The sequence below is a fragment of the Streptomyces sp. So13.3 genome, assembly GCF_005860785.2.
GTDB lineage: Bacteria > Actinomycetota > Actinomycetes > Streptomycetales > Streptomycetaceae > Actinacidiphila > Actinacidiphila fildesensis.
Genome location: NZ_CP048835.1, coordinates 7,409,380 through 7,434,125, shown reverse-complemented (window position 1 = coordinate 7,434,125; position 24,746 = coordinate 7,409,380). Strand labels below are relative to the sequence as shown.

At 73.1% G+C, this 24,746-nt stretch carries 22 protein-coding genes, 1 tRNA gene and 3 pseudogenes; 15 read left to right on the top strand and 11 right to left on the bottom strand.

The genetic code is table 11. From position 1 onward, the window contains the following. Positions 1-63 precede the first annotated feature (63 nt). From C8250_RS33285 to sph, 3 genes are all read right to left on the bottom strand, one after another. On the bottom strand, positions 64-1,875 hold the full coding sequence (locus C8250_RS33285) for a hypothetical protein (protein WP_138355714.1): 1,812 nt from the start codon (positions 1,873-1,875) through the stop codon (positions 64-66). Then, complete coding sequence (locus C8250_RS33280; protein ID WP_138355713.1) at positions 1,872-2,933, bottom strand: MoxR family ATPase; 1,062 nt, start codon at positions 2,931-2,933, stop codon at positions 1,872-1,874. The genes C8250_RS33285 and C8250_RS33280 overlap by 4 nt, the downstream gene beginning before the upstream one ends. Positions 2,934-3,063: 130 nt before the next feature. Next, positions 3,064-4,068, bottom strand: coding sequence for a sphingomyelin phosphodiesterase (gene sph / locus C8250_RS33275; RefSeq protein ID WP_138355712.1), 1,005 nt, complete (start codon positions 4,066-4,068; stop codon positions 3,064-3,066). Positions 4,069-4,195: 127 nt separating this feature from the next. On the opposite strand from sph, the gene C8250_RS33270 reads away from it, so the two are divergent. The 3 genes and pseudogenes from C8250_RS33270 to C8250_RS43860 form a co-directional block, all read left to right on the top strand. After that, positions 4,196-5,029: a hypothetical protein gene (locus C8250_RS33270; RefSeq protein WP_244809507.1), complete on the top strand. Its 834-nt coding sequence runs from the start codon at positions 4,196-4,198 to the stop codon at positions 5,027-5,029. Positions 5,030-5,082: 53 nt separating this feature from the next. Continuing rightward, positions 5,083-5,787, top strand: a complete 705-nt coding sequence (locus C8250_RS33265; protein WP_187145068.1) for a triacylglycerol lipase — start codon at positions 5,083-5,085, stop codon at positions 5,785-5,787. 22 nt (positions 5,788-5,809) lie between these two features. Beyond that, positions 5,810-6,373, top strand: a pseudogene (locus tag C8250_RS43860) (class I SAM-dependent methyltransferase); the annotation flags it as partial. A 60-nt stretch (positions 6,374-6,433) separates the two neighbouring features. Here the strand turns inward: C8250_RS43860 and C8250_RS43855 are convergent. After that, positions 6,434-7,150 carry an ATP-dependent Clp protease ATP-binding subunit gene (locus C8250_RS43855; protein WP_164295610.1) on the bottom strand — a complete coding sequence of 239 codons (717 nt, stop codon included), beginning with the start codon at positions 7,148-7,150 and terminating at the stop codon, positions 6,434-6,436. 140 nt (positions 7,151-7,290) lie between these two features. Here C8250_RS43855 and C8250_RS33255 point away from each other — a divergent pair, with 140 nt between their 5' ends. The 8 genes and pseudogenes from C8250_RS33255 (at position 7,291) to C8250_RS33220 (ending at position 14,391) form a co-directional block, all read left to right on the top strand. Then, positions 7,291-8,319 carry a hypothetical protein gene (locus tag C8250_RS33255; RefSeq protein WP_232485551.1) on the top strand — a complete coding sequence of 343 codons (1,029 nt, stop codon included), beginning with the start codon at positions 7,291-7,293 and terminating at the stop codon, positions 8,317-8,319. 58 nt (positions 8,320-8,377) lie between these two features. Continuing rightward, positions 8,378-9,655: a histidine kinase gene (locus tag C8250_RS33250; protein WP_244809505.1), complete on the top strand. Its 1,278-nt coding sequence runs from the start codon at positions 8,378-8,380 to the stop codon at positions 9,653-9,655. Continuing rightward, positions 9,652-10,296 (top strand): annotated as a pseudogene (locus C8250_RS33245) (response regulator transcription factor); the annotation flags it as partial. The gene C8250_RS33250 and the pseudogene C8250_RS33245, both read left to right, overlap by 4 nt. Positions 10,297-10,398: 102 nt before the next feature. Beyond that, complete coding sequence (locus C8250_RS33240) at positions 10,399-10,881, top strand: GNAT family N-acetyltransferase (RefSeq protein WP_138355708.1); 483 nt, start codon at positions 10,399-10,401, stop codon at positions 10,879-10,881. 63 nt (positions 10,882-10,944) lie between these two features. After that, complete coding sequence (locus tag C8250_RS33235) at positions 10,945-11,526, top strand: TetR/AcrR family transcriptional regulator (RefSeq protein WP_138355707.1); 582 nt, start codon at positions 10,945-10,947, stop codon at positions 11,524-11,526. Positions 11,527-11,652: 126 nt separating this feature from the next. Beyond that, positions 11,653-13,059 carry an MFS transporter gene (locus C8250_RS33230; RefSeq protein WP_138355705.1) on the top strand — a complete coding sequence of 469 codons (1,407 nt, stop codon included), beginning with the start codon at positions 11,653-11,655 and terminating at the stop codon, positions 13,057-13,059. Continuing rightward, complete coding sequence (locus tag C8250_RS33225; RefSeq protein ID WP_138355704.1) at positions 13,056-13,817, top strand: glucose 1-dehydrogenase; 762 nt, start codon at positions 13,056-13,058, stop codon at positions 13,815-13,817. Before C8250_RS33230 ends, C8250_RS33225 begins: the two co-directional genes overlap by 4 nt. Before the next feature lie 22 nt (positions 13,818-13,839). After that, positions 13,840-14,391 (top strand): AAA family ATPase, encoded by a 552-nt coding sequence (locus C8250_RS33220; protein WP_138355703.1) that lies wholly within the window; start codon positions 13,840-13,842, stop codon positions 14,389-14,391. A 235-nt stretch (positions 14,392-14,626) separates the two neighbouring features. On the opposite strand, the pseudogene C8250_RS43025 reads toward C8250_RS33220, so the two are convergent. The 3 genes and pseudogenes from C8250_RS43025 to C8250_RS33205 all read right to left on the bottom strand — a co-directional run. Continuing rightward, positions 14,627-14,800, bottom strand: a pseudogene (locus C8250_RS43025) (UTRA domain-containing protein); the annotation flags it as partial. A 131-nt stretch (positions 14,801-14,931) separates the two neighbouring features. Continuing rightward, positions 14,932-15,008, bottom strand: a tRNA-Trp gene (locus C8250_RS33210). Next, on the bottom strand, positions 14,999-17,089 hold the full coding sequence (locus C8250_RS33205; protein ID WP_138355701.1) for a phage holin family protein: 2,091 nt from the start codon (positions 17,087-17,089) through the stop codon (positions 14,999-15,001). Before C8250_RS33205 ends, C8250_RS33210 begins: the two co-directional genes overlap by 10 nt. A gap of 307 nt (positions 17,090-17,396) precedes the next feature. Here C8250_RS33205 and C8250_RS33200 point away from each other — a divergent pair, with 307 nt between their 5' ends. Next, positions 17,397-18,170, top strand: a complete 774-nt coding sequence (locus C8250_RS33200) for an MBL fold metallo-hydrolase (protein ID WP_187145067.1) — start codon at positions 17,397-17,399, stop codon at positions 18,168-18,170. Then, positions 18,167-18,805: a VTT domain-containing protein gene (locus C8250_RS33195; protein ID WP_138355700.1), complete on the top strand. Its 639-nt coding sequence runs from the start codon at positions 18,167-18,169 to the stop codon at positions 18,803-18,805. The genes C8250_RS33200 and C8250_RS33195 overlap by 4 nt, the downstream gene beginning before the upstream one ends. A 17-nt stretch (positions 18,806-18,822) precedes the next feature. On the opposite strand, the gene C8250_RS33190 is transcribed toward C8250_RS33195, so the two are convergent. The 3 genes from C8250_RS33190 to C8250_RS33180 all read right to left on the bottom strand — a co-directional run bounded on the left by C8250_RS33190 (position 18,823) and on the right by C8250_RS33180 (position 21,919). Further along, positions 18,823-19,830: an MBL fold metallo-hydrolase gene (locus tag C8250_RS33190; protein WP_138355699.1), complete on the bottom strand. Its 1,008-nt coding sequence runs from the start codon at positions 19,828-19,830 to the stop codon at positions 18,823-18,825. 61 nt (positions 19,831-19,891) lie between these two features. Continuing rightward, on the bottom strand, positions 19,892-21,067 hold the full coding sequence (locus C8250_RS33185) for an aminotransferase class I/II-fold pyridoxal phosphate-dependent enzyme (RefSeq protein ID WP_138355698.1): 1,176 nt from the start codon (positions 21,065-21,067) through the stop codon (positions 19,892-19,894). A gap of 195 nt (positions 21,068-21,262) precedes the next feature. Beyond that, positions 21,263-21,919, bottom strand: coding sequence for an HAD family hydrolase (locus C8250_RS33180; RefSeq protein ID WP_244809504.1), 657 nt, complete (start codon positions 21,917-21,919; stop codon positions 21,263-21,265). 60 nt (positions 21,920-21,979) lie between these two features. Here C8250_RS33180 and C8250_RS33175 point away from each other — a divergent pair, with 60 nt between their 5' ends. Continuing rightward, on the top strand, positions 21,980-23,467 hold the full coding sequence (locus C8250_RS33175) for a bifunctional phosphatase PAP2/diacylglycerol kinase family protein (protein WP_138355697.1): 1,488 nt from the start codon (positions 21,980-21,982) through the stop codon (positions 23,465-23,467). Between the two features lie 91 nt (positions 23,468-23,558). Here C8250_RS33175 and C8250_RS33170 read toward each other — a convergent pair whose 3' ends face one another. Then, on the bottom strand, positions 23,559-24,014 hold the full coding sequence (locus tag C8250_RS33170) for an SseB family protein (protein WP_138355696.1): 456 nt from the start codon (positions 24,012-24,014) through the stop codon (positions 23,559-23,561). A gap of 117 nt (positions 24,015-24,131) precedes the next feature. Here C8250_RS33170 and C8250_RS33165 point away from each other — a divergent pair, with 117 nt between their 5' ends. Then, positions 24,132-24,734: a GNAT family protein gene (locus tag C8250_RS33165; protein ID WP_138355695.1), complete on the top strand. Its 603-nt coding sequence runs from the start codon at positions 24,132-24,134 to the stop codon at positions 24,732-24,734. Positions 24,735-24,746 lie beyond the last annotated feature (12 nt).

Here is a 24,746-nt window from a genome sequence, read left to right as displayed (position 1 = left end):
CCCGGCCGCCGTACCGCACCACATTTCACGGCCGGGACGGCCGGCGTGGCCCGTCGGTGGGCTTCACACCATCCGGAAGACCGGGCCCTTCGGGGTGAACGGGAGCACCGCACCGCGCGGTACCAGGTACGCGTGTTCGCGGCGCGGGCGCAGCACGTCGCACTCGGCGTCGGTGATGATCAGGACGGGCGCGGTCGGCGGGAAGTCGTCCGCGCGGTGCAGGAGGTCCAGGGCGGGCTGGAGCACGGTGCCGCCGCGCCCGTGGATCCGGACCCGGCCGGCGATGTCCGCGACCGGGACGTACCCCGCGTCGTGCGCCGCCGCGTCGCACATGATGACGCGGGCGGCGGGCACGTCGCGGGCCGCGGCGTACGAGGCGATGGCGCCCATCGCCTTGCCGATCAGCGTGCTGCTCATCGATCCCGAGGTGTCGAGGACGACTCCGAAGGTGCAGCGGGCCACCTCCTCGGGCGGGAAGTACCGCCCGGCGCGCGGGATGTCGGGGGTGGAGGACTGGCGGCGGGAGGGGCGGGCGTAGGAGCGGACCGGTTCGGGACGGGGGACGTACTCGTCGAACCAGCGGGCGAGTTGGGCGTCCCAGGCCAGCGGCGGGTGGCTGAGCGCGTTGATCTCCTCCACGAGCCCGGCCGGGAGCAGCCCGCGTTCGCGCGTCGAGTGCAGGTCGAAGCCGGTCATCAGCCCGCGGCGGTAGAACTCGTCGAGGTCGACCCACTCCGCCGGCCGGGCGGGCCGGGGCAGCGGCTCACCGAGGATGTCGCCCTTGCCCTTGCCGCGCAGCGTCGCCAGCCGCCGCATCCGGCGCAGGTCGGTGGCGATCCGGTCGTAGACCTCCTCGGCGGACAGGCCCTGGAGTTCGGGATCGTGCAGCAGCCCGGCGGGCATCTCGCCGACGTCCATCTCGATCAGCCAGGCGTTGATGACGTAGTCGGCGGCGACGTTGAACAGGTACGGGTCACGGCCGCCGCAGCGCTCGCCGTGCCGCAGGGCGGCGTGCAGCATCTCGTGGCCGAGGATGAAGCGCCATTCCTCGTCCGTGTGGCGGAGCAGCGGGTTGATGTAGATCTCGGCCGCTTCCGGGCTGACCGCGGCGATGGAGATGCCGTGCGCACGGGCGAGTTCGGCGTCCGCGACCAGCGTCATGCCCGCGGCGATCCCGCCCAGCAGCGGGTACGAGGAGACGAACCAGTTGAGCGCGCGCTCCCAGGGCCGCTGCTCCACCCGGGCCCCGGTGAGGGTGTCGCGACGGCCGCCCGCCATGTCCATCGCGGCCGACACCGTACGGGTCAGGGCGTGGGCGAGGGCGTTGCTCCAGTCCGGCGGGGAGCCGCGCCAGGAGATCCACTCGGTGAGCAGCTGGTCGGGCTCGCCGGGGCCCGCGGTGCCGCAGTCGGCGTAGGCGGGCGGAATGCCGTCCCGGCGGAAGCGCTCGGCAAGCTTGTCCTCGTCGCCGTCCGGCCAGCTGCGCGGCAGGTGTTCCGGCGCTTCCCCGACGGGCATCGCGGCCAGGAAGCGGTTGACGACGACACAGCGCGCGGCGAGGTCGAAGGCGTCGGGCTGCTCGCGCGGCCCGGCCGCGGCGGGCACATGGCCGAAGCCGAGGTGCAGCAGGCAGTGCGCGAGCGCCCAGGCCCAGGCGCCCGGCTCGGCACGGCGGTACGGGTGGGCGTGGACCGTGCCGTTGGAGCTGACCACGGCCAGGCCGCGCTCCGGACGGTGCTCGCAGGCGGGCAGCCGGCAGAACGACACGTCGAGGGCGGACAGCGCGGGATGCGCGGAGACGATCGCGCACCCCTTCAGGTACGCCGCGTCGGCCAGTTCCCGCTGCTTGTCGGGGCGCTTGGCACGGGCCTTCACCGGCGCGCCTCGACCAGCCGCGGCATGTCGCGGGCGGCCTCGACGAGGAACCAGGCGGGCAGCACGGGATTGCCGTCCATGTCGTCGGCGATGACGGTCTGGGCGACCTCGACGGAGATCTCCGCGAGCTGCACGAGCAGCGCCTTGGAGCGGTAGGCGGTCTGCCGGACGGCCTCGGAGGCGTGCTCCTTGCGGTCCGGCAGCTCCTTGGCGAGCCGGCCGCGGAACGCGTCGGCGAGGTAGTAGAGCAGATCGCGGTCCTCGAGACGGCGCGGCCAGGGGGCGTCGCCCTTGATGATCGCGTCGATGCCGTAGGCGTTGCGGACGATCTTCGCGTAGCCGCAGAAGGAGACGGCGTGCGCGGGGGTGAGCGTCCCGTGCGTGATGACCTTGAGGGTGTCCTCGTCGAGCGTCGGGCCGAACGAGTGCAGCGCATCGGAGAGCATGTGCCACGAGCGCGGGGTGGAGAACGCCTCCTCGGTCTTCGGCGCCTTCGACCAGAGGTGGTCGGGCCGGTCGGTGAGGTACTCCGTCACCCACGGGTGGATGCCGTTCTCGCCCGCCCACACCAGCCAGTCCTTCGCGGAGGCCTGCAGGTGGACGTGGGTGAGGCGGTTGATGAGCGCGGACGCGATGGGGCGGGCGAGCGCGTTGTCGGTGGACCGGTTGCCCGCGCCGATGACGATGGAGCCCGCGGGCAGCTCGTAGGAGCCGATCCGGCGGTCCAGGATCAGCGAGTAGAACGCCTTCTGGACGTCGGGCGTCGCGGCGTTGAGCTCGTCCAGGAACAGGCAGTACGGCTCGTCGCGCGCGATGGCCTCGGGCGGGCAGAAGCGCGTCCGCCCGTCGTGGATCTGCGGCACGCCGATCAGGTCCTCCGGGGCCAGCTGGGTGCCCAGCAGCGAGACACACTCCAGGCCGAGCGATTCGGCGAAGGCCCTGACCAGCGAGGACTTGCCGATCCCGGGCGCACCCCAGAGGAACACCGGACGCACGGTGGCCAGCCCGAGCAGCAGCTCGGGTATACGGGTGGGCGTGACGGTGATGGCGGACTGCACGGTGCGGGCTCTCCGGGGAGGTGAGTGGAGCGGCGGGGTGATTGGTTACCCAGCGTGACGGTGAACGAGGGTCCGCACAACTGGTTTTCCCGCCGCCGCACCCACTCCTCCTTCGGAGGGGCGCCGCCGGCTACACGTCGCCCGCGACCAGCGGGTAGTGGTCGGAGTAGTCGGTGTACGAGTACGTGGTGCCCCAACTGGAGACCGACCACTTCGGCGAGTGCTCGTCGACGACGCGGTTGTTCCAGTGGGCCGGCCGGGCGTGGCCGTTGCGCAGCAGCGCGTGGTCCAGTCGCTGGGCCGGGTCGTTCGGGTAGCGGTCCCGGGCGACGGAGTTGGTGACGGGGTCGAAGCTGTTCGCGGGGCCCGGGTTGGCGTCGGGAGCGGCGGCGTCGAGGTCCGCGAGCAGGCCCGCGTAGTCGCTGCCGTGCGCGTCGATGTTGAGGTCGCCGGCGATGATGACGGGTTCGGCGGCGGGGATGTTGCGGGCGTCGAGGAAGGCGTCGATCTCCTGGTCCTGGCCGTGCCGGATGCTCGCGGCCTCGCCGGAGCCGCAGGAGGAGTCGTCGGCCTGGGTGTGGGTGCCGACGATGTGCACGCGGGTGCCGTTCACGTTCAGGACGACGTACACGAAGCCCTTGTTGGAGTAGTAATCGGCGCCGCAGCCGTCCGCGTAGACATGCTGCACCTTCTCCAGGATCGGCCACTTGCTGACGACGGCGACGCCGCCGTCCTCCGGCGTCCAGGAGCTGTACGCGCCCTCGGTGCGGTCCCAGCCGCTGGTGGAGCGGCCGAGCACGGGCGTCTGGTACGGGTAGCGGCCCTTGACGTTGCCGAGCAGCCGGTCGGAGGCGGCGTTGTCGAACGCCTCCTGGAATATGACGACATCGGCGTTCTGCGTGTAGCCCGCGTTCGCGATCAGGTCGGCGCGCTGCAACTGCCCCCAGTTCGGGTACAGGTTGCGCGACAGCATCATCACATTGCTGGTCACGAGCTTGATCTGGGGGACCTGCGGGCTCTGCGCCGTGCGCGCCGCGTCCGCCGTGCCGGCGGGGGACGCGACGGCGGGCGTGGTGGCGGCGGAACCGAGCAGGAGCACGAAGGCACAGGCGGTGGCGGCTCGGGCAAGTCTCACGGAACACTCCCGGTGAACGTGGGTGGAGAAGCAGCGGAAGCCTAGGCGGACATGGTTACCGAAGGGTAGATACGTGCGGACATCCGGTCTACGATCTGCCCCCAGATGTCAATCTGACGGAGGATCAGTGACCGCCAAGCCGCCCCATGCCGCCGCCGTACTGGCCGGTGCCATCGCCCTCACCGTCGTCGGATCCACCGCGTCGGCCGCCTCCCCCGGCGGCTGGACCGAGACCGGCACCTCGTACACCGGTTCCCTGACCGGCGGCGAGGGCGTGGCCAGCCGCGCCGACGGCTCGCTGCTCTACCGGGGTCTCGGCTCGATCCCGATCGCCCTGCGCATCAAGGGGTGGAACCACGTCGGCGACCCGGACATCGCCCAGGGCCATGTCTTCGACGCCTACCAGGGCGGGGACGGCGCGACGTCGAAGATGTACGCCGTCACCACTCCCGGCGGGCAGCGCTACGAGTACGTGCACCAACTCGACGCCGGAGAGGCGCTGAACAACTCGTTCGCCGCCGTCTCCCCCGACGCGCAGTGGCTGGTCTCCGGCGAATGGGGCACGCAGAACCGCCTCCAGGTCTTCCCCGCGCCGCTGCTCAACCCGGCCACCCCGCGCACCGGCGGCGCGCTCCCGCAGGCCGGGCAGATCACCCTGAGCCGCGCGGTCGACAACATCCAGGGCTGCGACTTCGTCTCCGGCACCCGCCTGGTGTGCGTCTCCGACGACGACGCCAAGGACCTGGTGCAGGTCGACCTCCCGCGCGCGCTGGACGGCACCGCGGTCACCGGCCAGGTGACGACGCTGCTCCAGCTGCCGAAGCGCAGCATCTGCTCCGGCACCTTCGAGTCCGAGGGCATCGACTTCGACCCGCGCACCGGCACGCTGCGCGCGGAGGTCGTCCAGCCGGGCATCTGCATGGTCTCCACGTCGGTGTACTCCTACTCCCCCACCCCGTAGGAGCGGCCGGCACCACGGTCCTGTTCATCCCCCCACCTCGTAGGAGGCAGTTCATGCGTCTCATGCGTCGCAGATCGACCGTGCTCCTGTCCGTACTCGGCGCCCTGGCCCTGCTGTTCGGCGCGGCACCCGCGTCGATGGGCGCCCAGCCCGCCGGCCCGCCCGCGCACCATCCGGTGATCTTCGTGCACGGCTACAACGCCGACCCCGGGGTGTGGGGCGGCATGATCGCCGACTTCAAGGCCGCCGGGTACTCCGACAACGAGCTGTTCAGCTGGGGCTACGACACCCACCAGTCGGTCAACGAGGTACTGGCGGGCCGCTTCACCGACTACGTCAACAGCGTGCTGAGCAGCACCGGCGCGTCGAAGGTCGACCTGGTCGCGCACTCCTTCGGCAGCCTGACCACCCGCTGGTACGTCAAGTTCCGCGGCGGCACGGCCACCGTCGACCACTGGGTCTCCCTCGGCGGCCCGAACCACGGCACCTACACCTCGTGGGCCTGTGTGATCTGGGACCAGGCGTGCCGCGACATGTCGCCCGGCTCGTACGTGCAGAACCAGCTGGCGGCGGGCGACGAGACGCCGGGTGCCGTCAAGTACGCGACGTTCTGGTCGGAGTGCGACGAGGTCATCAACCCGGACAGCAGCGTCGCGCTCAGTGGCGCCGTCAACACGGACGCCGGGTGCCTGAAGCACAATGACCTGCTCGGGGACGACGGGGTATCGCAGGGAGTACGCGATTTCCTCGCCGGCTGATGACTCCCCGTAGGCTGCCCGTGTGCTGAACTACGACGTAGAAGCCGAACGGTACGACGCGACCCGCGGAGGCGTCCCCCGGGCGGAAGCCGCGGCCCGTGCCGTGCTCCAACTGGTGCCGGACCGGGCCCGCACCCTGCTCGATGTGGGGTGCGGGACCGGCCTGGTGACCGAGCGGCTCGCCCGACCGGGGCTGCGGGTCCTGGGCGTCGACGCGTCGGCCGGTATGGCGTCGGTGGCCGCCGGCCGGGTCGGCCCCGCCGTGGTGCTCGGCGACAGCCGGCGGCTGCCGTTCGCCACCGGGTCCGTGGACGCGGTGTGCGCCATCTGGCTGCTGCATCTGCTGCCGGACGCGGCGGAGGTCGTCGCCGAGTGCGCGCGGGTGCTGCGGCCCGGCGGGGTGTTCCTCACCACCGTCGACAAGGACCTGGCACACGGGGTGGACAGCGACATCGACGCGCTGCTCGCCCCGCACCTCATCCCGGACGCCTACGACGAGGCCGCGGCCGTCGTCGGCTGGGCGGCCGGCCACGGGCTGCGCCCCGGCGCGGAGACCTCCTTCACCGGCCACGGCCAGGGCCGGTCCGGCGGGTCCTGTGGCGGCGAATCCTGGGCGGGCGGGCTCCGAAGTCCGCCCGCCGGCGGGCTACTTCGAGAGTTCGTGGAGCGTCGCGACGACCCACTCCTCCGTCAGGCCCTTGGTGACCCCCAGGCCCACCAGGGCCTGGGCGGCGGGGTCCTGCTCGTCGCTGAGGACGCCCAGCAGGATGTGTTCCGTGCCGATGTAGTTGTGCCCGAGGCGCAGCGCCTCGCGCAGGACGAGGTGCAGCGCCTTCTTGCCGCCGGCGGTGATCGGCATATGGCCCTTCACCGGCTCGGTCTCCCCGCCGGGGGTGCTGACGGCGGCGCGGACCGCCTCGGGCGGCGCGCCCAGTTCGACCATGGCGCGGCAGGCCAGCCCTTCCGGCTCATGGAGCAGGCCGAGGACGAGGTGTTCGGTGCCCAGGCTCGCGTGCAGCGCGGTGCGCGCCTCCTCCTGGGCGCTCTTGACCGTGTTGCGGGCGCGGTTGGTGAAGCGGCCGAAGAGGGAGTCGAGCGGCAGGTCGAGGTCGTCGGGGGTTCTCGGTACGAAGCGTTTCTGTACGGCCTGCTTGCTGACGCCCATGTTCTGGCCGATGTCGGTCCAGGAGGCGCCGGCCCTGCGGGCCTGGTCCACGAAGTGGCCGATCAGATGGTCGGCGACTTCGCCGACGTGCTCCGCCAGGGTCACCGCGTCGGAGAGGTTCTGCAGCGGGTCGCCGTCCGGGTGCCGTTCCTTGACGTGGGTGATGAGGTCGTCGAGTCGTACTGGGTGTCCCGTCATGCGTCAACTCTAGGTTGACGATTGCGAGGCGTCAACCCTTGGTTGACGATTGCCGCGGGCAGGCGGGTCCCCCGTTCTGGGGATGCGGATCGTCTTCCGGCCGGACGTGGCGGCCACGCCCGGCCGGGAGCGTGGACGGTATGGAATCCACCGCGCTCGACCACCCGTCCCCGCCCCTCGCTGAGCAGCGGCGGACCGCGCCGGCCCGCCGCGTCCTGCGGGCCGTGGCCATCGCCGCCTGCCTCCCGTATCTCACGCTCAAGATCGCCTGGCTCTCCGGCAGCACCGTCGGCATCCCGGCCGGCAGCTCGCTGCGCGGCAGCCTGGAGGACAGCTCCTTCTACGCCGTCAACGTCCTGACCGTCGCGATGGACCTCGCCGTCGTCGCGCTCGCCCTCGCGCTGACCCGCCCCTGGGGCCGCTGCCTGCCGGCCTGGCTGCTCGTTCTGCCCGGCTGGATCGCGACGGGGCTGATCGCCCCGATCGTCGTCGCCTTCCCACTGCAGACCGCTCTCTCCCTCATCACCGGCAGCCGGAGCACTCCCCCGGGGGATCCCTGGCTGGACGAGTGGGTGTTCGGCGTCGTCTACACCGGGTTCGGCATCCAGGGGATGGCCCTGGGCACCCTGTTCGTGCTCTACGCGAAGGACCGCTGGGGCCCGCTGCTGCGCGGCCGGACCGCGGACCTCATGGCGAGCCCCACCCGGCCCGTCCTGCGGATCGCGGCGGCGGCCGCCGCGGCCGCCACGCTGCCGCCCGCCGTCCTGCACACCGTCTGGGCCTGCGGCGGAACCGTCGGCCTCACCGCCTCCCGGATCGCGGAACACACCACGACCACCGCGATCGTCGAGGCCGACAGCGCCGCGTTCGCGGTGCTCGGGGCCGTCGGGATCCTGCTCGCCGCCTTCCGTCCGGGCAGGACCCGGCTGGTGGTCCCGCTGGCGCTCGGCTGGACCGGCGGCGCGGCCTCGGCGGCGTGGGGCGGCTGGATGCTGCTGGCCGGGATCGTCGCGCCGGACGACTCCGGCGAACCGGGGACGTCCCCGCTCATGGACCTGACCTACGCTGTGCAGATGCTCCTCGGGATGCTCGTTCTCGTCGCCGGCGCCTATCTGCTCGCGGAACGCGCGGCGGCGCGCGGCGCGACCGCCACCCCGCGACGTGGCTGACGCAACGGACCGGACGGCGCCGGATCCCACAGGGGAGCGGTGGCCCGGTCCGACGCCGGTGCCGTCCCGGACGCGCGGCGCGCTCTTCCGGGCGGCCGGCGCGCTGTTCGGCCGTCGGGCCCGGCTCCGGTGGGTCCATCTCATCCTCGGCGGCGCGCTGTTGATGCCGTTCTACCTGCTGATGAACACCGCGCTGAACGTCGCCGCGCACGCCGAAGAGGGCAGCGGCGTCTGGGTCGCGCAGCAGTTCGGCGCCTTCGCCCTCGCCCTGCCGATCGCGGCGGCCGCCGCCGCGGTCTTCCCCCTCGTACGCGATCTGGAGGGGTCGGCGGCGCGGGCGCTCGGCGCCGGCCCCGAGGGCGGGCCCGCGCCCTCGGAGGACCGGACGTGGGCGGCGCGGGTCCGGACGTCCTGCTGGTTCGTGCTGCACGTGGGGCTCGGCGGCATCGTCAGCGGAATGACCCTGGCCGTCCCGCCGGCCGCCGTGGTGCTGCTGGCGCTGCCGTTCTCCGCGCGGCTGCGCGAGAACGAACTCCCCTGGTCCCGCCCGCTCACCCTCAGCCACCACGTACTGGCGCCGTTCGCCGCCGTGCTCCTGCTGACCGCGCTCGCACTCACCGCCAAGGGTGCGGCCGCGCTCCTGGCGCGCTGCTCCCCCGAGCTGCTCGGCCCGACGCCCGTCGACCGGCTGGCCGCCGCCGAACAGCGCACCCTACGGCTGGCCCTGCGCAACCGGCTGGCCCGCGAACTGCACGACTCGGTGGGGCACGCGCTGAGCGCGGTGACACTGCAGGCCGGCGCCGCGCGCAAAGTGCTGGACCGCGATCCGGAGTTCGCCCGGCAGGCCCTGGCCGCCATCGAGGAGACCACCCGGCGCGCGGTCGCCGAACTCGACGACGTACTCGGCCTGTTGCGCGAGGACGTCGACGGCTCGACCGCTCCCCCGGGCCCCACCCTCGACGGCCTCGACGCCCTGCTCGGGCAGACGCGGGCCGCGGGCGTCCCGCTGGACGCGTCCGTCGAGGGCGACCTCGACGAGGTGCCGCCGATGGTCTCGCGCGAGGCGTACCGGATCGTGCAGGAAGGCCTCAGCAACGCGCTGCGGCACGCGGGACAGGTACCGGTCGGGCTGCGGATCGCGCTGGCGGACGACGAGTTGGAGATCGAGATGGTGAACCCGGTGGTGGCAGCTCCCTCCCGCAGAACGGGCGGCGGCCGCGGCCTGACGGGCGTTGAGGAACGCACGTCCGTACTGCGCGGCCGCTTCGAGGCGGGAACCGACGGATCGCGGTGGCGGCTGCACGTCACCCTCCCGCTGGGGGCGGGGACCCGATGAAGCTGCGGATCATCCTCGCCGACGACGAGCGGATGGTGCGCACGGCGCTGCGCGCGATCCTGGAGAGCGAACCGGACATGGAGGTCGTCGGCGAAGCCGCTACCGGCGCCGAGGCCATCCCCCTGGTGCGCGAACTGCGCCCGGACGTCGTCCTGATGGACGTCCGCATGCCGGAGATCGACGGCATCCGCGCCACCGAACAGCTGGTGCGCACCATGACGGATCCGCCGCGCATCGTCGTCGTGACCACCTTCGAGAACGACGCCTACGTCTACGAGGCGCTGCGCGCGGGCGCCGCCGGCTTCCTGCTGAAGCGCGCCGGAGCGGACCAACTCGTCCAGGCCGTACGACTGGTGACCCGCGGCGACTCCCTGCTCTTCCCGGCAGCCGTACGCGCACTCGCCGCCCGCTACGCCCCCGTCGACCCCTCGCAGGCCCTCCGCGACCGCCTCACCGAGCGCGAGGCCGAGGTGCTGCGCCTGATGGCGTCGGGCCTGTCGAACGCGGAGATCGCCGAACGACTCGGCCTCGGCCCTGAAACCGTCAAGACCCACGTCGCCCGAGTCCTCGCCAAACTCGGCGCCCGCGACCGCACCCAGGCCGTCATCGCCGCGTACGAATGCGGCTTCGTGGTGCCCGGTTGACGCGGGTTGGTGGCACCGGCCGAGGCGTAGGCTTCGGTCCGGTAACGGCCAGGTCTCGATTCGGGGAACCAATGGTCGTCGTTCTGCGTCATATTCAGCATGAATGATCTTCCTGTACGCATACGCCCTGCCGAGATGGACGACCTGGACGCGGTCGTGAGCATCCACACGGCGGCGTGCGCCGCGGCCGGAGCGGAGCCCGACGCGGTGGGCGGGCTGCTCGCGCGGTTCAACGGGTGGGCGCGGGCCATCCAGTTGCCCGGGAAGACGACGCTGATCGCCGAGGCCGACGGCGAGGTGGTGGGCGTGCTCTCCATGGAGTCGGACGCGCCCGGCACGGCGCTGGAGCTGTCGCAGATCCATGTGCGGCCCGGCCAGTGGCGGCGCGGCATCGGCGGCCGGCTGCACGCGGCGTACGTCCAGTCCCTGCAGGAGACGGGCGTGCTCACCGGGCTCGCCGGGGTGTGGGAGCACAACGACCGGGCGCGGGCGTTCTACGCCCGGCTCGGGTGGCGGCCGGACGGAACGGTGGAGACGAACGGGGACGGCCTGCGGCGTCTGCGACTGCGCCTCGAGGTCTGACCCCCAGGGTTCGGGACCGAACGTTCTTGACCGATCGTTCTCGATACGGGTAGCGTCGTTCCCGTGGCCAGGACCAAGGAATTCGATCCGGACGCCGCGCTGCAGTCGGCCCTGGAGCTGTTCTGGCGGCGCGGCTACGAGGCGACGTCGATGGCCGACCTCGTCGAGCATCTCGGTATCGCCCGCGCCAGCATCTACGGGACGTTCGGCAGCAAGCACGGGCTGTACGTCAGGGCGCTGGAGCGGTACGGCGAGCTCTGCGACCCGGCCCTGATGGAAGAGCTGTCCCAGCCGGGGCCCGCGCTCCCCGCGGTCCGTTCCGTGGTGACGCGCTTCGCGGAGGAGTCCGCCTGCGACGACCTGCGGCGCGGCTGTTTCATCACCAACACCGCGGTCGAACTGGCTCCGCACGACCGGGTCGCGGCCCGGCGCGTCGAGGCCAGTTGGGACTGGCTGGAGACGGCGCTCGCCTCGGCCCTCACCCGCGCCGGAGCCCAGGGGGAGCTGCCCGAAGGGCGCGATCCGCAGGCGCTGGCGCGGCTGTTGCTGGTGCTCATGCAGGGCATGCGGGTGGTCGGCAAGGCCGGCCAGGACCCGGCCCGCGTCAGGGACGCGGCGGCACAGGCTCTCTCCCTCCTCGACTGAAACTTCGACCAACCGACCAACCGACCGTCCGACCGACCGGGCCTGGACCGGGCCCGGAGTGGGCTCCTGCCTGCCCCCATTCGAGAATGATCGATCCAGTATCACGCCAGAAAGGCGCAGGGGGACATGTCGTCGAAGCACGGCTTCGCGCTGCTCGGAACCATCCAGGCCGCACTCATCTTCACCATCATGATCCTCATGGTGCCGCTCCCCCGGATAGCCCGGGAGTTCGGCCTCGACCCGTCACAACTCCTGCTGCTCAGCGCCGCGTACGGACTCTCCTTCAGCGGACTGCTGCTCCTCGGCGGCCGGCTGGTGGACCGGCACGGCGGGCGACGGATGCTGGTGGTCGGTCTGTCGGTCTTCGCCGCCGCCTCGGCGGCGGGCGCCCTGGCGCCCGGTTTCACCGTGCTGACGGCCGTCCGGTTCGCGCAGGGGCTCGGCGCGGCACTGACCGCTCCAGCCGCGATGGCCCTGGTACGCGCCCTGTTCCCGGCCGCCGCCGGCTACGACCGGGCCATGGCGACGTGGGGCGGCCTCTCCGTCCTCGGCGCGACCGCCGGGAGCCTGTTCTCCGGTGCCGTGACGGCCTGGGTCTCCTGGCGGCTGACGTTCCTCGTCCCGGTGCTCGTCGCGCTGGCCGGGCTGGCCCTCGCCCCGCGGCTGCTGCCCGCCGACCCGCCCCGCGCCGCCGCGCCACCACCGCTCGACGTACGCGGCGCCGTCACGGCGACCGCCGGTGTCACAGCGGCCGGCTACGGGCTGGTCGCCACCGGGGAGCGGTCCTGGTCGTCGGCTGCCGTACTCGTTCCGCTGGCCTCCGGCCTGCTCCTCCTCATCGCCTTCGTGCTCGTCGAACGCCGGGCCCGCGAACCGCTGCTGCCGCCCGGCTTCCTCCGCGACACCCGGCGCGTCACCGCCCTGGCCGCCATCATGATGACCGCCGCGGGCACGGCGCTCACCTTCTTCCTGCTCTCCCTCTACCTCCAGCAGGTACGCGGCTGGACCCCGCTGCGGACCTCCGCCGCCTTCATCCCGTACGCCGCCGCCCTCGTCGGCTCCGGCCGCGCCGCCGGCCCGCTCATCAGGCGGTACGGAGCACGCGCGGTCACCGCCGGCGGACTGGCGCTCGGCGCGGCCGGGCTCCTGCTGCTCGCCGGCCTCGACGCGCGGTCGCCGTACGCCACGGGCCTGCTCCCCGGTCTTCTCCTGCTGCCGGCCGGAGCCGGACCGGCGTTCGCGGGCGCCACCGTGCTCGCCACCGCCGGGGTGCCGCACCGGCGGACGGGGCTGGCGGCCGGCGTCATGAACACCGCCATGGAACTGGGCCCGACCATCGGCCTCGCCGCACTGATGTCGGTGGCCGCCACCCGTTCCACGCCCGTCGCCGGATACGCGGCCGCTTTCGGCGCCGCCGGTATCGGCTACGCGCTCACCGCGGTCGCCGCAGCGCTGCTCCTGCGCCCACACCCCGTACCGAACCCACCCGCCACACCCCTCGCACCGCTCACCACCAAGGAGTTGTCGTCATGACCGCACGCTTCACCGGCAGGACCGTCCTCGTCACCGGTGCCGGATCCGGTATCGGCCGGGGCATCGCCCTCGCCTTCGCCCGGGAGGGGGCCAGGGTCGCCGTCGCCGGACGTACGGCGGAACCGCTCAAGGAGACCGCCGCCCTCATCGAGGCCGAGGGCGGCGAAGCCGCCGTCGTCACCGCCGACATCACCCGCTCGCAGGACGTACGGCGCCTGGTCGAGGACACGGTGGCGCGCTTCGGCGGACTCGACATCGCCGTCAACAACGTCGGCATCCTGACGACTCCCGCCCCGGTCGCCGACATCTCCGAGGACGACTGGCGGTCGAGCCTCGACACCAACCTCACCGGCACTTGGCTCTCCATGAAGTACGAGATCGCCCACATGCGCGCCCACGGCGGCGGCGCGATCGTCAACGTCTCCTCCAACCTCGGCGCCCACGGCCGCGTGCCGAACCTGGCCGCGTACGTCGCCGCCAAGGCCGCCGTCAGCGCCCTGACCCGCAACGCCGCCCTCGACCACATCGCCGACGGCGTCCGCATCAACGCGGTCAGCCCCGGCCCCGTCGACACCCCCATGTCCACCCGCCCCGGCGAGACCCCCGCCGACAAGGCGGCCCGCATGCGGCGCGACGTCCCCGCCGGCCGGGCCGGCTCCCTCGACGAGATCGCCGCCGCGGTGCTCCATCTCGCCTCCGCTGAGGCCGGGTTCACCGTCGGGGCTGACCTGGTCCTGGACGGCGGCATCACCGCCTGACCACGCGGTTAGGCTCGACGCCATGATTATCTGGTTGAACGGGACCTTCGGCGCGGGCAAGACCACCACGTCCAAGGAGCTCGCCGCGATGGTCCCGAACGCCCGGATCTTCGACTCCGAGCAGGTCGGCTACATGCTCCGCCACGTCCTGGAATCCGTGCCCGTCAAGGACTTCCAGGACTGGCGGCCATGGCGCGCCCTGGTCGTGGAGACGGCGACCCAGATCCTCGGCTACGTCGGCGGCGTACTCGTCGTCCCCCAGTCGGTCCTGGTGGAGCAGTACTGGACGGAGCTCAGCGCCGGGTTCGCCGCCGCGGGAATTCCCGTGCGCCACTTCGTCCTCCACACGGACCAGGACACCCTCACCCGCCGGATCGAATCCGACACCGTGGAGACCGGCGCCCGCCAATGGCGCCTCGACCACCTCACCGCCTACGAGTCGGCCCGCCCCTGGCTCAGCAGGACGGCCGAGACCATCGACACCACGAACCTCCCGCCGGACCGGGTCGCCCACGCGATCGCCTCCGCCGTCCAGCCACAAATTCCTTGCGACGCCCCCCGGCCCTCCGCCTAAACTGACGTCGTCCAGGTGCGCAAGCAACGGTTACTTCCTTCAGGAGGACGAGGTTCCGGGTTCGACTCCCGGTCGGCGGCCCAGCCGCCGGTAGCTCAACGGCAGAGCGCGTTGTGTCACCGTCGCCAAACCAGATCTCTGGACACCTACGCGAACAGGCGCCCCCTCCCGCTCCGGCGGAAGGGGGCGCCTTCGTTCGACTCCGAGAGCTCTGTTCGGACCTCGTCCACGGCTGTTCGATCGCGATCTCATAGGCGATCTCCCAGCGGACGTCCGGGATGACGATGTCCGCCGTCTCGACGGGCCGGCCCTCGGTGTCGTAATAGGTGCGCTCGATCTCCAACACCATGTCACCGACCGAGATGCCGAGCAGATTCGCCTGCGCCTGGGTGGCGCGTGCGGGGCTCGGGTGCTGCCGCTCGCCGACCATCCATCGGACACCGACGGTGGCATTCGATTCCGCGAGCACACGGCGCATGCGCCGACGGTGCGGGGAAGCCGCTGGCGCGGCTCCGGGATCTTCGCGCGGAAGTGAGTGACTGGCAAGGGCGGCAGGAATTGAACCTGCGACATCTGGTTTTGGAGACCAGCGCTCTGGCCATCTGAGCTACGCCCCCTGGTGTTGAGGCAACTCTCCCGGTTCCGGCAGGTCCGGTGCAAACGGGTTTTCGGGGAGGGGCTGGTCCGGGCGCTCGGCGAGCCAGTCGCGCAGGACGTCGTGCAGGGTTTCGGCGCCTGCCAGGGGGTGTTCGGGTTCGGTCAGGGTGCCGGGGAAGAGGAGGAAGGGGCGGCTCTGGTCGCCGCCGAGGCCGCCGTGGGAGCCGGCTTGCTGCTCGAAGGCGTGGACGGCGCCGGTGGCGGGGTCGTACGAGGAGTTGACCATCAGGTCGGCGACGTGCGGGAAGCCGTCGGTGCGGCGGACCGTTTCGGCGGCGCCCTTGCCGAACGGGGCGAGGGGGTCGGCGATGTGGATGCGGCCGGTGTCGAGTTCGTGTTCCGCGCCGCCCGCGCCCAGCGCGAGCGGGCCCCGGGCGGCGCTGCGGACCAGGACGAAGCCGATGCCCGGGTGGTCCACCAGGGTCTTCAGCAGGGTGGGGTAGCGCTCGTCGATCTCCTCGCGGGTGACGCGGCCGGGGAGGTCGGGGAAGGTGACGAGGCCGAGGTTGCCCGAGGCCAGGACCACCGGGTCGGAGGGCGGGCCCGCGCACTCCTTCTCCTCCTCGGGGTGCCGGCCGCGTTCGTCCCGGTGGAGGGCGGTGCGAGCCGCGGTCCTGGCCTCCGCGCCGCTCACGCTGCGCCCGGCGCGGCGCGGTACGGGGAGGTCGCAGCCGGCGCGGACGAGTTCCTTCAGCGTCAGGCCGTACGCGTCGGCGAAGGTCTCGCCGTGGCTCTGGCCGTGGTCCGAGAGCAGCACGATCCGGTACGGGCGCGGGGCGTAGCGGGCGGCGTCGGCGATGAGCCGGATCGAACGGTCCAGCCGGTTGAGCACCTTGAAGGCGTCGCGGCTGCGGGGCCCGGAGTGGTGGGCCACCTCGTCGTAGGCGACGAGGTCCGCGTAGACCGCGGTGCGGCCGGCGAGCATGTCGCCGATCACCGCGGCGACGGCGACGTCGCGTTCGATGACGGTCGCGAAGGCGCGCAGCAGCGGGTACAGGCCGCCGCGTTTGATGCGCGGCCGGTCGCGGCGCAGCCGGGAGGCCGTCGACTCGACGATCTCGCGGGCGACTTCGGCGACGAAGGACCAGGCGGTGCGCACGGCGTTGGCGGGGTCGGAGAAGTACGCGAAATAGCCGGACCGGGAGCGGCGGAAGGTGCCGCGCCGGGCCGCCGCCGACATCACCAGCGCCATCTGGTCCGCGCCGCCGCTGAAGAGGTTGCCGCGGCTCGCGCCGTCCTCGGCGAGCAGGCCGCGCGAGCCGGTGCGCCCGACCGCCCGGCGTTCCAGTTCCGCTGCGCTGGAGGGCCGGTTGCAGACCATCAGCTGCCCGGTGTCCTTCTCGAACCAGCGGAAGGCGGGCACGTCGTGGTTGGAGCCGTGCAGGATGCCGAGTTGGCTGGCGCCGGTCTGGCTGCTCCAGTCGGTGCGCCACGGCACCAGCCGGTGGCTGCTGTCCAGCCACCCGGCGACGGTCTCCATCGCCGGGGGTCTGGTCCGTCCGCCGCGCTGCGAGGGGCGGACGGCCTCGCGCAGTACGTCGTGGCCGACGCCGTCGAGCTGGAGGAAGAGCGTGCCGGGGGGCGCCGGCCGCCGCGCCGCGCCGCGCTCGGGCCTGCGGCGGCCCGCGAGCCGCGCGAGCCGTCGTCCGTACGCCTCGTCGTCGCGCACCGCGAGCGCGGTGCTGGTCGCCGACGAGGTCGCCGACATCACGGCGGCGATGACGACGGCGGTCGCGGGGGTGACCTCGCCGTGCGGGGTGAGCCGCAGTGCGATCAGCAGCAGCGACCCGTTGAGGAAGAAGACCAGCATGCCCAGCACCAGCGCCGGGACCATCAGCAGGGCGCGCACCAGCACCGGCCAGACCAGGGCGCTGAGCACACCGAAGGCGCCCGCGCCGATCCCGGCCGTGACCGCCATCTGCGGGGGGTCGTCGCCCTTCGGCGACTGGATGCTGAAATCGGGCAGGATCCCCGCCAGGACGGCCAGCGTCGCCGCCGACACCGCCCAGACGATCACCACCCGCGCGACGGCCCGCCCCATGGACCGCCACCGCCACCGCCGCAGCACGCCCAGCTCACCTCACGTCCGTTCCGCGGCCCGGTCACCGGTACCGCCGGTTCCGGGAAACTGCTCCACGCCGTCCACCCTGTCACAACGCCCACCGGCCGCCGCTCAGGCCACCCCCGGCGGGCACCCCGGCAGGCACCTCGGCGGGCACCGCGGAGGGCACCCCGGCAGGCACCGCGGAGGGCACCCCGGTAGGCGCCCCCGCACCCGCCCGGTGATCGGCATAGGGTCGGGGACAGCGGGCAGGGGCGGACGAGGGCACGGCGGAAGGACGGTTCCGGTGGCGGTGGAGATCACGTGGTGGGGGCATGCCACGGTGACCGTGCGCGACTCGGGCGTCCGGGTGCTGACGGATCCGCTGTTCGTGAGCCGGCTCGCGCATCTGCGGCGGCGGCGCGGAGCCGTACCACCGCCGGAGGCGGCGGTCGCGGACGTCGCCGTCGTCTCCCATCTGCACGCCGACCATCTGCATCCCGCCTCGCTGGCCCGCCTCGCGCCCGGCACGCGGGTACTGGTGCCGCGCGGCGCTCCGCAGGCCGTGCCGGGGCTGCGGCGGCTGCGGGACCTCGACCTGGTCGAGGTGGTGGCGGGCGACGAGGTACGGGTCGGCCCGCTGACGATCCGCGCGGTGCCCGCGGCACACGACGGACGGCGGCTGCCGTACGGGCCGCACCGCGTCGCGGCGCTCGGGTACGTGGTGCGCGGCGAGGCCCGCACGTACTTCGCCGGTGACACCGGGCTGTTCGACGAGATGGCCGACGAGGTCGGACCCTGCGACGCGGCGCTGCTGCCGGTCGGCGGCTGGGGCCCGTTCCTGGGCGCGGGGCACCTGGACGCCGGACGGGCAGCGCAGGCCCTGGCGCGGCTCGCGCCCGGAGCGGCGGTGCCGATCCACTACGGAACGTACTGGCCGGTGGGCATGGACGCGGTCCGGCCGCATGAATTCCACTCCCCGGGCACCGAGTTCGTCCGGCATGCCGCGGTGCTCGCGCCGGAGGTGGCCGTGCACCGGCTGGAGCACGGCGAGAGCGTACGGCTGGCGGCCGCGCGGTGATCCGCTTTCTCGCGGAGACGGCGTCGTCCACCACCTCGCAGACCACCCGGCAGGCGGTCGGCTATCCCACGCTCTTCCTGCTGGTGGTGCTCGGCTCGCTGGTGCCGGTGATCCCGACCGGAGCGCTGGTCAGCGGCGCGGCCGTGGTCGCCTTCCACCAGAAGTCTCCGTTCGCGCTCGTGCTGGTCTTCGGGGTGGCGGCGCTCGCCGCGTTCATCGGCGACGTCGGCCTGTACTGGCTCGGGCAGCGCGGAATCCGCTCCAGGAACGGCTCGCGCTGGCTGCGCCGCCTGCAGAGCCGGGCGGATCCGGACCATCTGGCCAAGGCGCAGCGGCAGCTCGACGAGCACGGTGTAGCGGTCCTGGTGCTGTCCCGGCTGATCCCGGCCGGCCGGATCCCGGTGATGGTGGCCTGTCTGCTCGGCGAGCTGCCGCTGCGCCGTTTCGTGCGCGGTGACATCGCGGCCTGTCTGGCGTGGGCCGCCGCGTACCAGCTGATCGGGATCGTCGGTGGTTCGCTCTTCCCCGAGCCGTGGCAGGGCGTGGCGCTCGCGGTGGGCATCGCCTTCCTCGTCGCGCTGGTGCCGCAGGTGTGGCGCCGGACGGGACGGAAGGCCGGCCCGCCCGGCGAGTAGCGAATACAGGCAGTCAGCTACGGCTCGCGGCTCAGGACCCGCGAGGCCCCGACCGGCAGGTCCCAGAGCCCCTCGCGGGGACGTCCGGTGGCGGCCCAGGCCGCCCGCACCCGCGCCAGCGGTTCGAGCGGCGGCTCGGCGGAGAGCAGGAACGTGGCCCAGTGCATGGGCGCCATGGCGGCGGCGCCGAGGTCGAGGCAGGCCTGGACGGCCTCCTCCGGGTCGGTGTGGACCGGGCTGAGCATCGCCCGGGGGTCGTACGCGCCGATCGGCAGCAGTGCCAGGTCGATGCCCGGGTGGGCGCGGCCGATCTCGGTGAACCAGTGGCCGTAGCCGGTGTCGCCCGCGAAGTAGACGCGCTGCCCGTTCCGGTCGGACAGCACCCAGCCGCCCCACAGCGAACGGCAGGTGTCGGTGAGGGTCCGCTTGCTCCAGTGGTGCGCGGGCACGAAGTCGAAGCGCACACCGCGCAGTTCCGCCGCCTCCCACCAGTCGAGTTCCGTGACGTGGGTGAAGCCGCGGCGGCGGCACCAGCGGGCGAGTCCGGCGGGGACGAAGAGCGGGGTGTCGCGCGGCAGCCGTTTGAGGGTAGGCGCGTCGAGGTGGTCGTAGTGGTTGTGGCTGATGACGACCGCGTCGATGTGTGGCAGCTCGTCCCAGGCGACACCCACGGGGGTGACGCGGGCCGGGGTGCCGAGGATCTTCTCCGACCAGACGGGGTCGGAGAGGACGGTGAGCCCGCCGATCCGCAGCACCCAACTGGCGTGCCCGGCCCAGGTGACGGCCACGGTGTCGGCGTCGACGTCCGGCAGCGGGCCGGGTTCCACGGGCAGTCCGGGGACGGTGGCGAGCGATTCGGCGGTGGGGCGCAGGCCCCCCTCGCGCAGGGTTCTGGCCATCTCGCGGAACCCGGGGAGCGGGGCGGTGAGGCGGTCCGCGAAGGATCTGGGCCATACGCGGCGTTCACCGAGCGGACGTGGCTCGGCGAGGGCGCGCTCGGTCTGATCGGTCATCGAGTCTCCCATCCGTTGGCGGCGCGGGCTCGGACGGGCGCGGTGGGACGCGCCCCCGGTCACCGACCGTAGTTCAGCCGGCCGTCAGTTCGGTGAAGGCCGCCTCGAGTTCTGTCAACGCTTGGGATACGTGTGGGACTTCCAGCGGATCGATCGCGTCGAGAGCCGCACGCCGCTCCTGGTCGGTGCCGCCGTGCAGCGGGCCGGTGTCGATCCTGACCCGGAGCGCGGCCGGGTCGTCGCCGAACCGGTGGCCGCCGAGGACCCGCCGGCCCAGCCGCAGGGAGAGATGGCGTTCGAGGGCGGGCGCGTCGGGGAGGTCGTGGGTGTCGTGCGAGGTCAGCTCGGCGTAGAGCTGGAAGCCGGCCTGGGGCGGCCGGCACAGCGCGCCGGCGGCGGTGACCGCGCGGTACGCGCCGGCCCCGACGGCCGCGTGCAGCCGGTTCGCGGCGGCGGTGTGGGCGCGTACGTCGTCCGGTTCGGTCAGGGCGTACGCCGCCGCCGAGGCGACCGGCGCCAGCAGGACGGACCGCAACTCGGCGCAGACCCGCGCCACCCGCTCCCGCAGTCCGGTGCCCTCGTCGGAGTCCGGGAACCTGGCCAGCGCGACCGGACAGCAGGTGGGCGCGAGGGATCCACCGAGGTCGGTGAGGACGATCGTCCGCTCGGGAAGCATCTCGGCGGGGCTGAGCAGGACCGTACCGGGGTCGTGGCGGGTGTCGCTGTAGGTCTCGTCGGACACCACGATCAGCCCCGCCTCGGCGGCCGCCTCACAGCTCTCGTGCAGCAGTTCGGGCGAGGTGACGGTGCCGGTCGGGTCGTCCGCCGGCGACAGCAGGAGCACCCGCGGGTCGGCGCCCTCCGTCCGCGCCCGGCGGACGGTCTCCAGCAGGGCGAACGGGTCCGGCGCGCCGCCGCCCTCCGCCGGCGTCGGTACGGCGAACACCTCGCGGCCGAGCAGCCGGGCGACGGGCGCCTGCCAGGCGGCGGAGGGCCGGGCGAGCACCAGGCCGCCGCCGGTGGCGGCCAGGATCGCGAGGAGCAGCGGCTCGGCGCCGGCCGCGGCCACGATGCGCCCCGGATCGGTCCACAGCCCGCGGCGCCCCCAGTACCCGGCCGCCGCCTGCCGCACCGCCGGGCTGCCGCCGGCCGGTTCCGGCCCGCCGCCGCCCACGAGGTGCGCGGTCCAGTACGCGGGGACGGGCAGCCCCGGATCGGGCCTGAGGTCGTACGGGGTCGTCCCCTGCATCCGTGCCTCCGGTGGGTCAGTGGCTGCGGCCACCTTCCCAGTCGGCGCGCGCGCCACAGGAGTGCCATGCCCTCCCGCCACGCCGCCCACCCGTTTGCGCCGGGGCCGGGTTCCTCCCGATCCGACCGTGAGCGGCTCGGAGCCGCCTCGGGTCCGACTCGGGTGCGGCACGGTTCCCGCTCGCGAGCGGCTCCCTCAGAAGCCGCCGAGCAGGAGTTCCGGCAGGTCGCGCATCTCGTCGAAGACGACCGTCCCCGGCCCTTCGAGCCAGGCCCGCGGCGTGAGCCCGCCGTAGTAGCCGAAGGCGCGCATGCCCGCCGCGCGGGCCGCTTCGACGCCGTAGCGGCTGTCCTCGACCACGACGCAGCGGGCCGGGTCCGCGCCCAGCGCGCGGGCCGCGTGCAGGAACAGGTCGGGGGCGGGCTTGCCGTGCTCGACCTCGGACGCGCTGAAGATCCGGCCCTCGAAGCGGGAGTGGAGGCCGGTGAGGCCGAGCGAGTGCCGCAGTCCCGGGTGGGTGTTGCTGGACGCGACGCAAGTGGGGAGGGTGATCAGGCCGAGGGCTTCGGTGATGCCGTCCACGGCGGTCAGTTCGGCCTCGAACGCCGACCGGTACCAGGGCCGGTAGCGGTCGTACCAGCCCTCGGGGAGCGGCCGGCCGAGCTGCTGCTCGATCGCGGCGGTCATGTCGCGGTGCGAGCGGCCGACGAACCGTTCGACGATCTCGGCCTCGGTCAGCGGCCAGCCGAGTTCGGCCAGCATCAACGCGTCGACGCGGACGGCGAGGCGCTCGCTGTCCACCAGGACGCCGTCGCAGTCGAAGATCACCAGGTCTATTCGATCATCAGCCACCCGGGCATCCTAGGCGAGCGGGGTGGTATCGATGGCCGCTGCCCGGGTAGCCGCTAGCGCATGAAGCAACGCGCCAGGGCCCACTCCTTGAAGACGTGGGACCACAAGCTGTTCCATCAGGTCGCCAGCCATCGCTGGCCGGGCGCCGAGCCCGTGCTGCCCCGGCTGAGCCGCAGCGCCAACCACGGGCTGCTGTGGTTCGGGGTGGCCGCCGGGATCGCCGCGGTCGGCGGAAAGCCCGGCCGGCGCGCGGCCCTGCGCGGTGTGGGGTCGCTGGCGCTGGCCTCCGCGACGGTGAACACCGTGGGCAAACGGGCCGTCCGCCGGGCGCGTCCGATACTGGAATCCGTCCCGGTGATACGCCGGCTGCGGCACCAGCCCTTCACGACCTCCTTCCCCTCCGGGCACGCGGCCTCGGCGGCCGCCTTCGCGACCGGGGTCCTCATGGAGTCGGGCCGCTGGGGCACGGTGGTGGCACCGATCGCCGCCTCGGTGGCGTTCTCCCGGGTCTACACGGGGGTGCACTACCCGAGCGACGTGGTCGCCGGTGCGGCGTTCGGCATGGGAGCCGCCCTCGCGGTGCGGGCGCTGATCCCCACCTCGAACGGGCCGGCCGCCGACGTGGGCCCTGACGTCAACGCCCCTTCGCTGCCGGCGGGGCGCGGGCTGTTCGTCGTGGTCAACGAGGCATCGGGGCCGCCGGCGTTCCTCAACCCGCCCGCCGACCGGATCCGCGCCGCGCTGCCGGAGGCCGTGGTAGCGGAGCGCTCGGAGGACGACGACCTGGCGGAACTGCTGGAGAAGGCCGCCCGGCAGGCAGTCGAGCACGACGGTTCGCTCGGGGTGTGCGGCGGCGACGGAACGGTCACGCTGGCCGCGTCGATCGCCCTGCGGCACGGCCTTCCGCTGGTGGTCTTCCCGGGCGGAACGCGCAACCACTTCGCGCTCGACCTCGGCATCGAAACGGTCGAGGACGCCGCCGCGGCGGTCGTGGCGGGAACCGCGTCGGCCGTCGACCTGGCGACGTACACCTCGTACGACACCCCGGGCGGCGCCGAGGCCGTCCCCTTCGTGAACACCTTCAGCATCGGCTCGTACCCGGAGCTGGTGCGCATCCGCGAGCGCTGGTCGCGGCGGGTGGGCAGCTGGCCGGCGAGCGTGCTGGCGGCGGTGCACGTGCTGCGCACGTCCGAGCCGGTCGACGTCGAGATCAACGGGCGCCGCCGGTCGGTCTGGCTGATCTTCGCCGGGAACTGCGAGTACTCCAGCGTGGGGCTCGCGCCGGTGCGCCGCCGCGATCTGAACGACGGGATCCTGGACGTACGCATCGTGGACGGCGGCCCGTTCGCCCGCACACGGCTGCTCGGGGCCGCCGTGACCGGCTTCCTCACCCGCTCCCCCGTGTACTCCGCCGCCAAGCTGCGCCGGCTGCGGATCCGCGGCCTGGCCGCGGGCAGCCGTCTCGCCTACGACGGCGAGGTGGTCCCCGCGCCCTCGGAACTGCTGCTGGGCAAGCTGCCCAGTGCCCTGGTGGTCTACCGGCCGTGAGCCGCCGGGACGGCGGGCGACGGGACGGCGGGCGACGGGATGACAGGCAGGGCCGGGGCCGTCGCGACCCCGGCCCTGCCTGTCATCCGGGTCATGAAGCCGGTCCCGAGCCCGGCCCCGAGCCCGACAGGGCGGCCAGCGCCCGCACCCCGGGGCCCGCGATGCTCAGGGCGTCCGGGGAGCCGGTGTCGATGGAGAGCGTGAGTTCGTCGGACGGCCAGCTGCCGCTGAGGGCGGACAGCGGCACCAGCCGGTAGCGGTGCGTACCCGGCAGTGCCTGCGCCATCCGCTCCTCGGAAGTGAACACCGGCACCAGCTTGACCCCGTCCTCCTGCTCGTACACCGGCAGCTGGATCCCCTGCGGCGCCGCGGGGTCCTGCTGTTCCGGGGCGTCGGGGTCGGGGTCGCCGGGCCCGCCGGGAACGGGAAGCAGCACGTCACTGAGGGCGAGGGTGCTCAGGGCGATCACGTTCTCGCCGCCCTGGGCGATCTCGTGGAGGGCTTGCTGCGCCGGGGGCAGGGCGCCATTGGAATGGATGTCGGTCATGGCTACGAGTCCTTTCGGCGACTGAACCTCCCGCGTACCCCACCGAGGGACGGAACATGCCGTCCAGGATCCAAAACCGGCTGGCCGGACCAAGCGGGCTGTGGTTACGGTGCGTGCATGGTTGCCAAGTCGCCCTCACCCACCGTCCTGACCGGCCGCTTCGTCCGGCTCGAACCGCTCGGCCCGGAACATGTGCCGGATCTGTTCGCCGCCGGAGGCGGTGACGAGGAGGTGTGGCGCTGGCTGCCCGCGGAACCGCCTCGCACGGAGGACGAGCTGCGTGATCTCGCGATCACGGTCTGCGCGCAGAGCCGGGAGGCGGGCGGTGTCGCCTACGCCGTGATCGAGCTCAGCAGCGGCCGGGCGGTCGGCTGGACGACGTTCCACGAGGTGAGCACGGTCGACGAGCGGCTCGAGATCGGCTGGACCTGGTACGGCCGCGCCTACTGGCGCAGCCCGGTCAACACCGAGACGAAGCTGCTCCTGATGACCTACGCCTACGAGGACCTGGGCATGGGCCGCATCATGTGGAAGACCGATCTGCTCAACACCCGCTCCCAGGAGGCGATCCTGCGGCTGGGCGCGCAGCACGAGGGGGTCTGGCGCCGCCACCGGCTGCGGTCGGACGGTGTCACCTGGCGTGACAGCGTCTTCTTCTCGCTCCTCGCGGACGAATGGCCGGACGCGAAGCGCCGGCTCCGCGCCCGCCTGGACGGCTGACGGGCGCGGTCC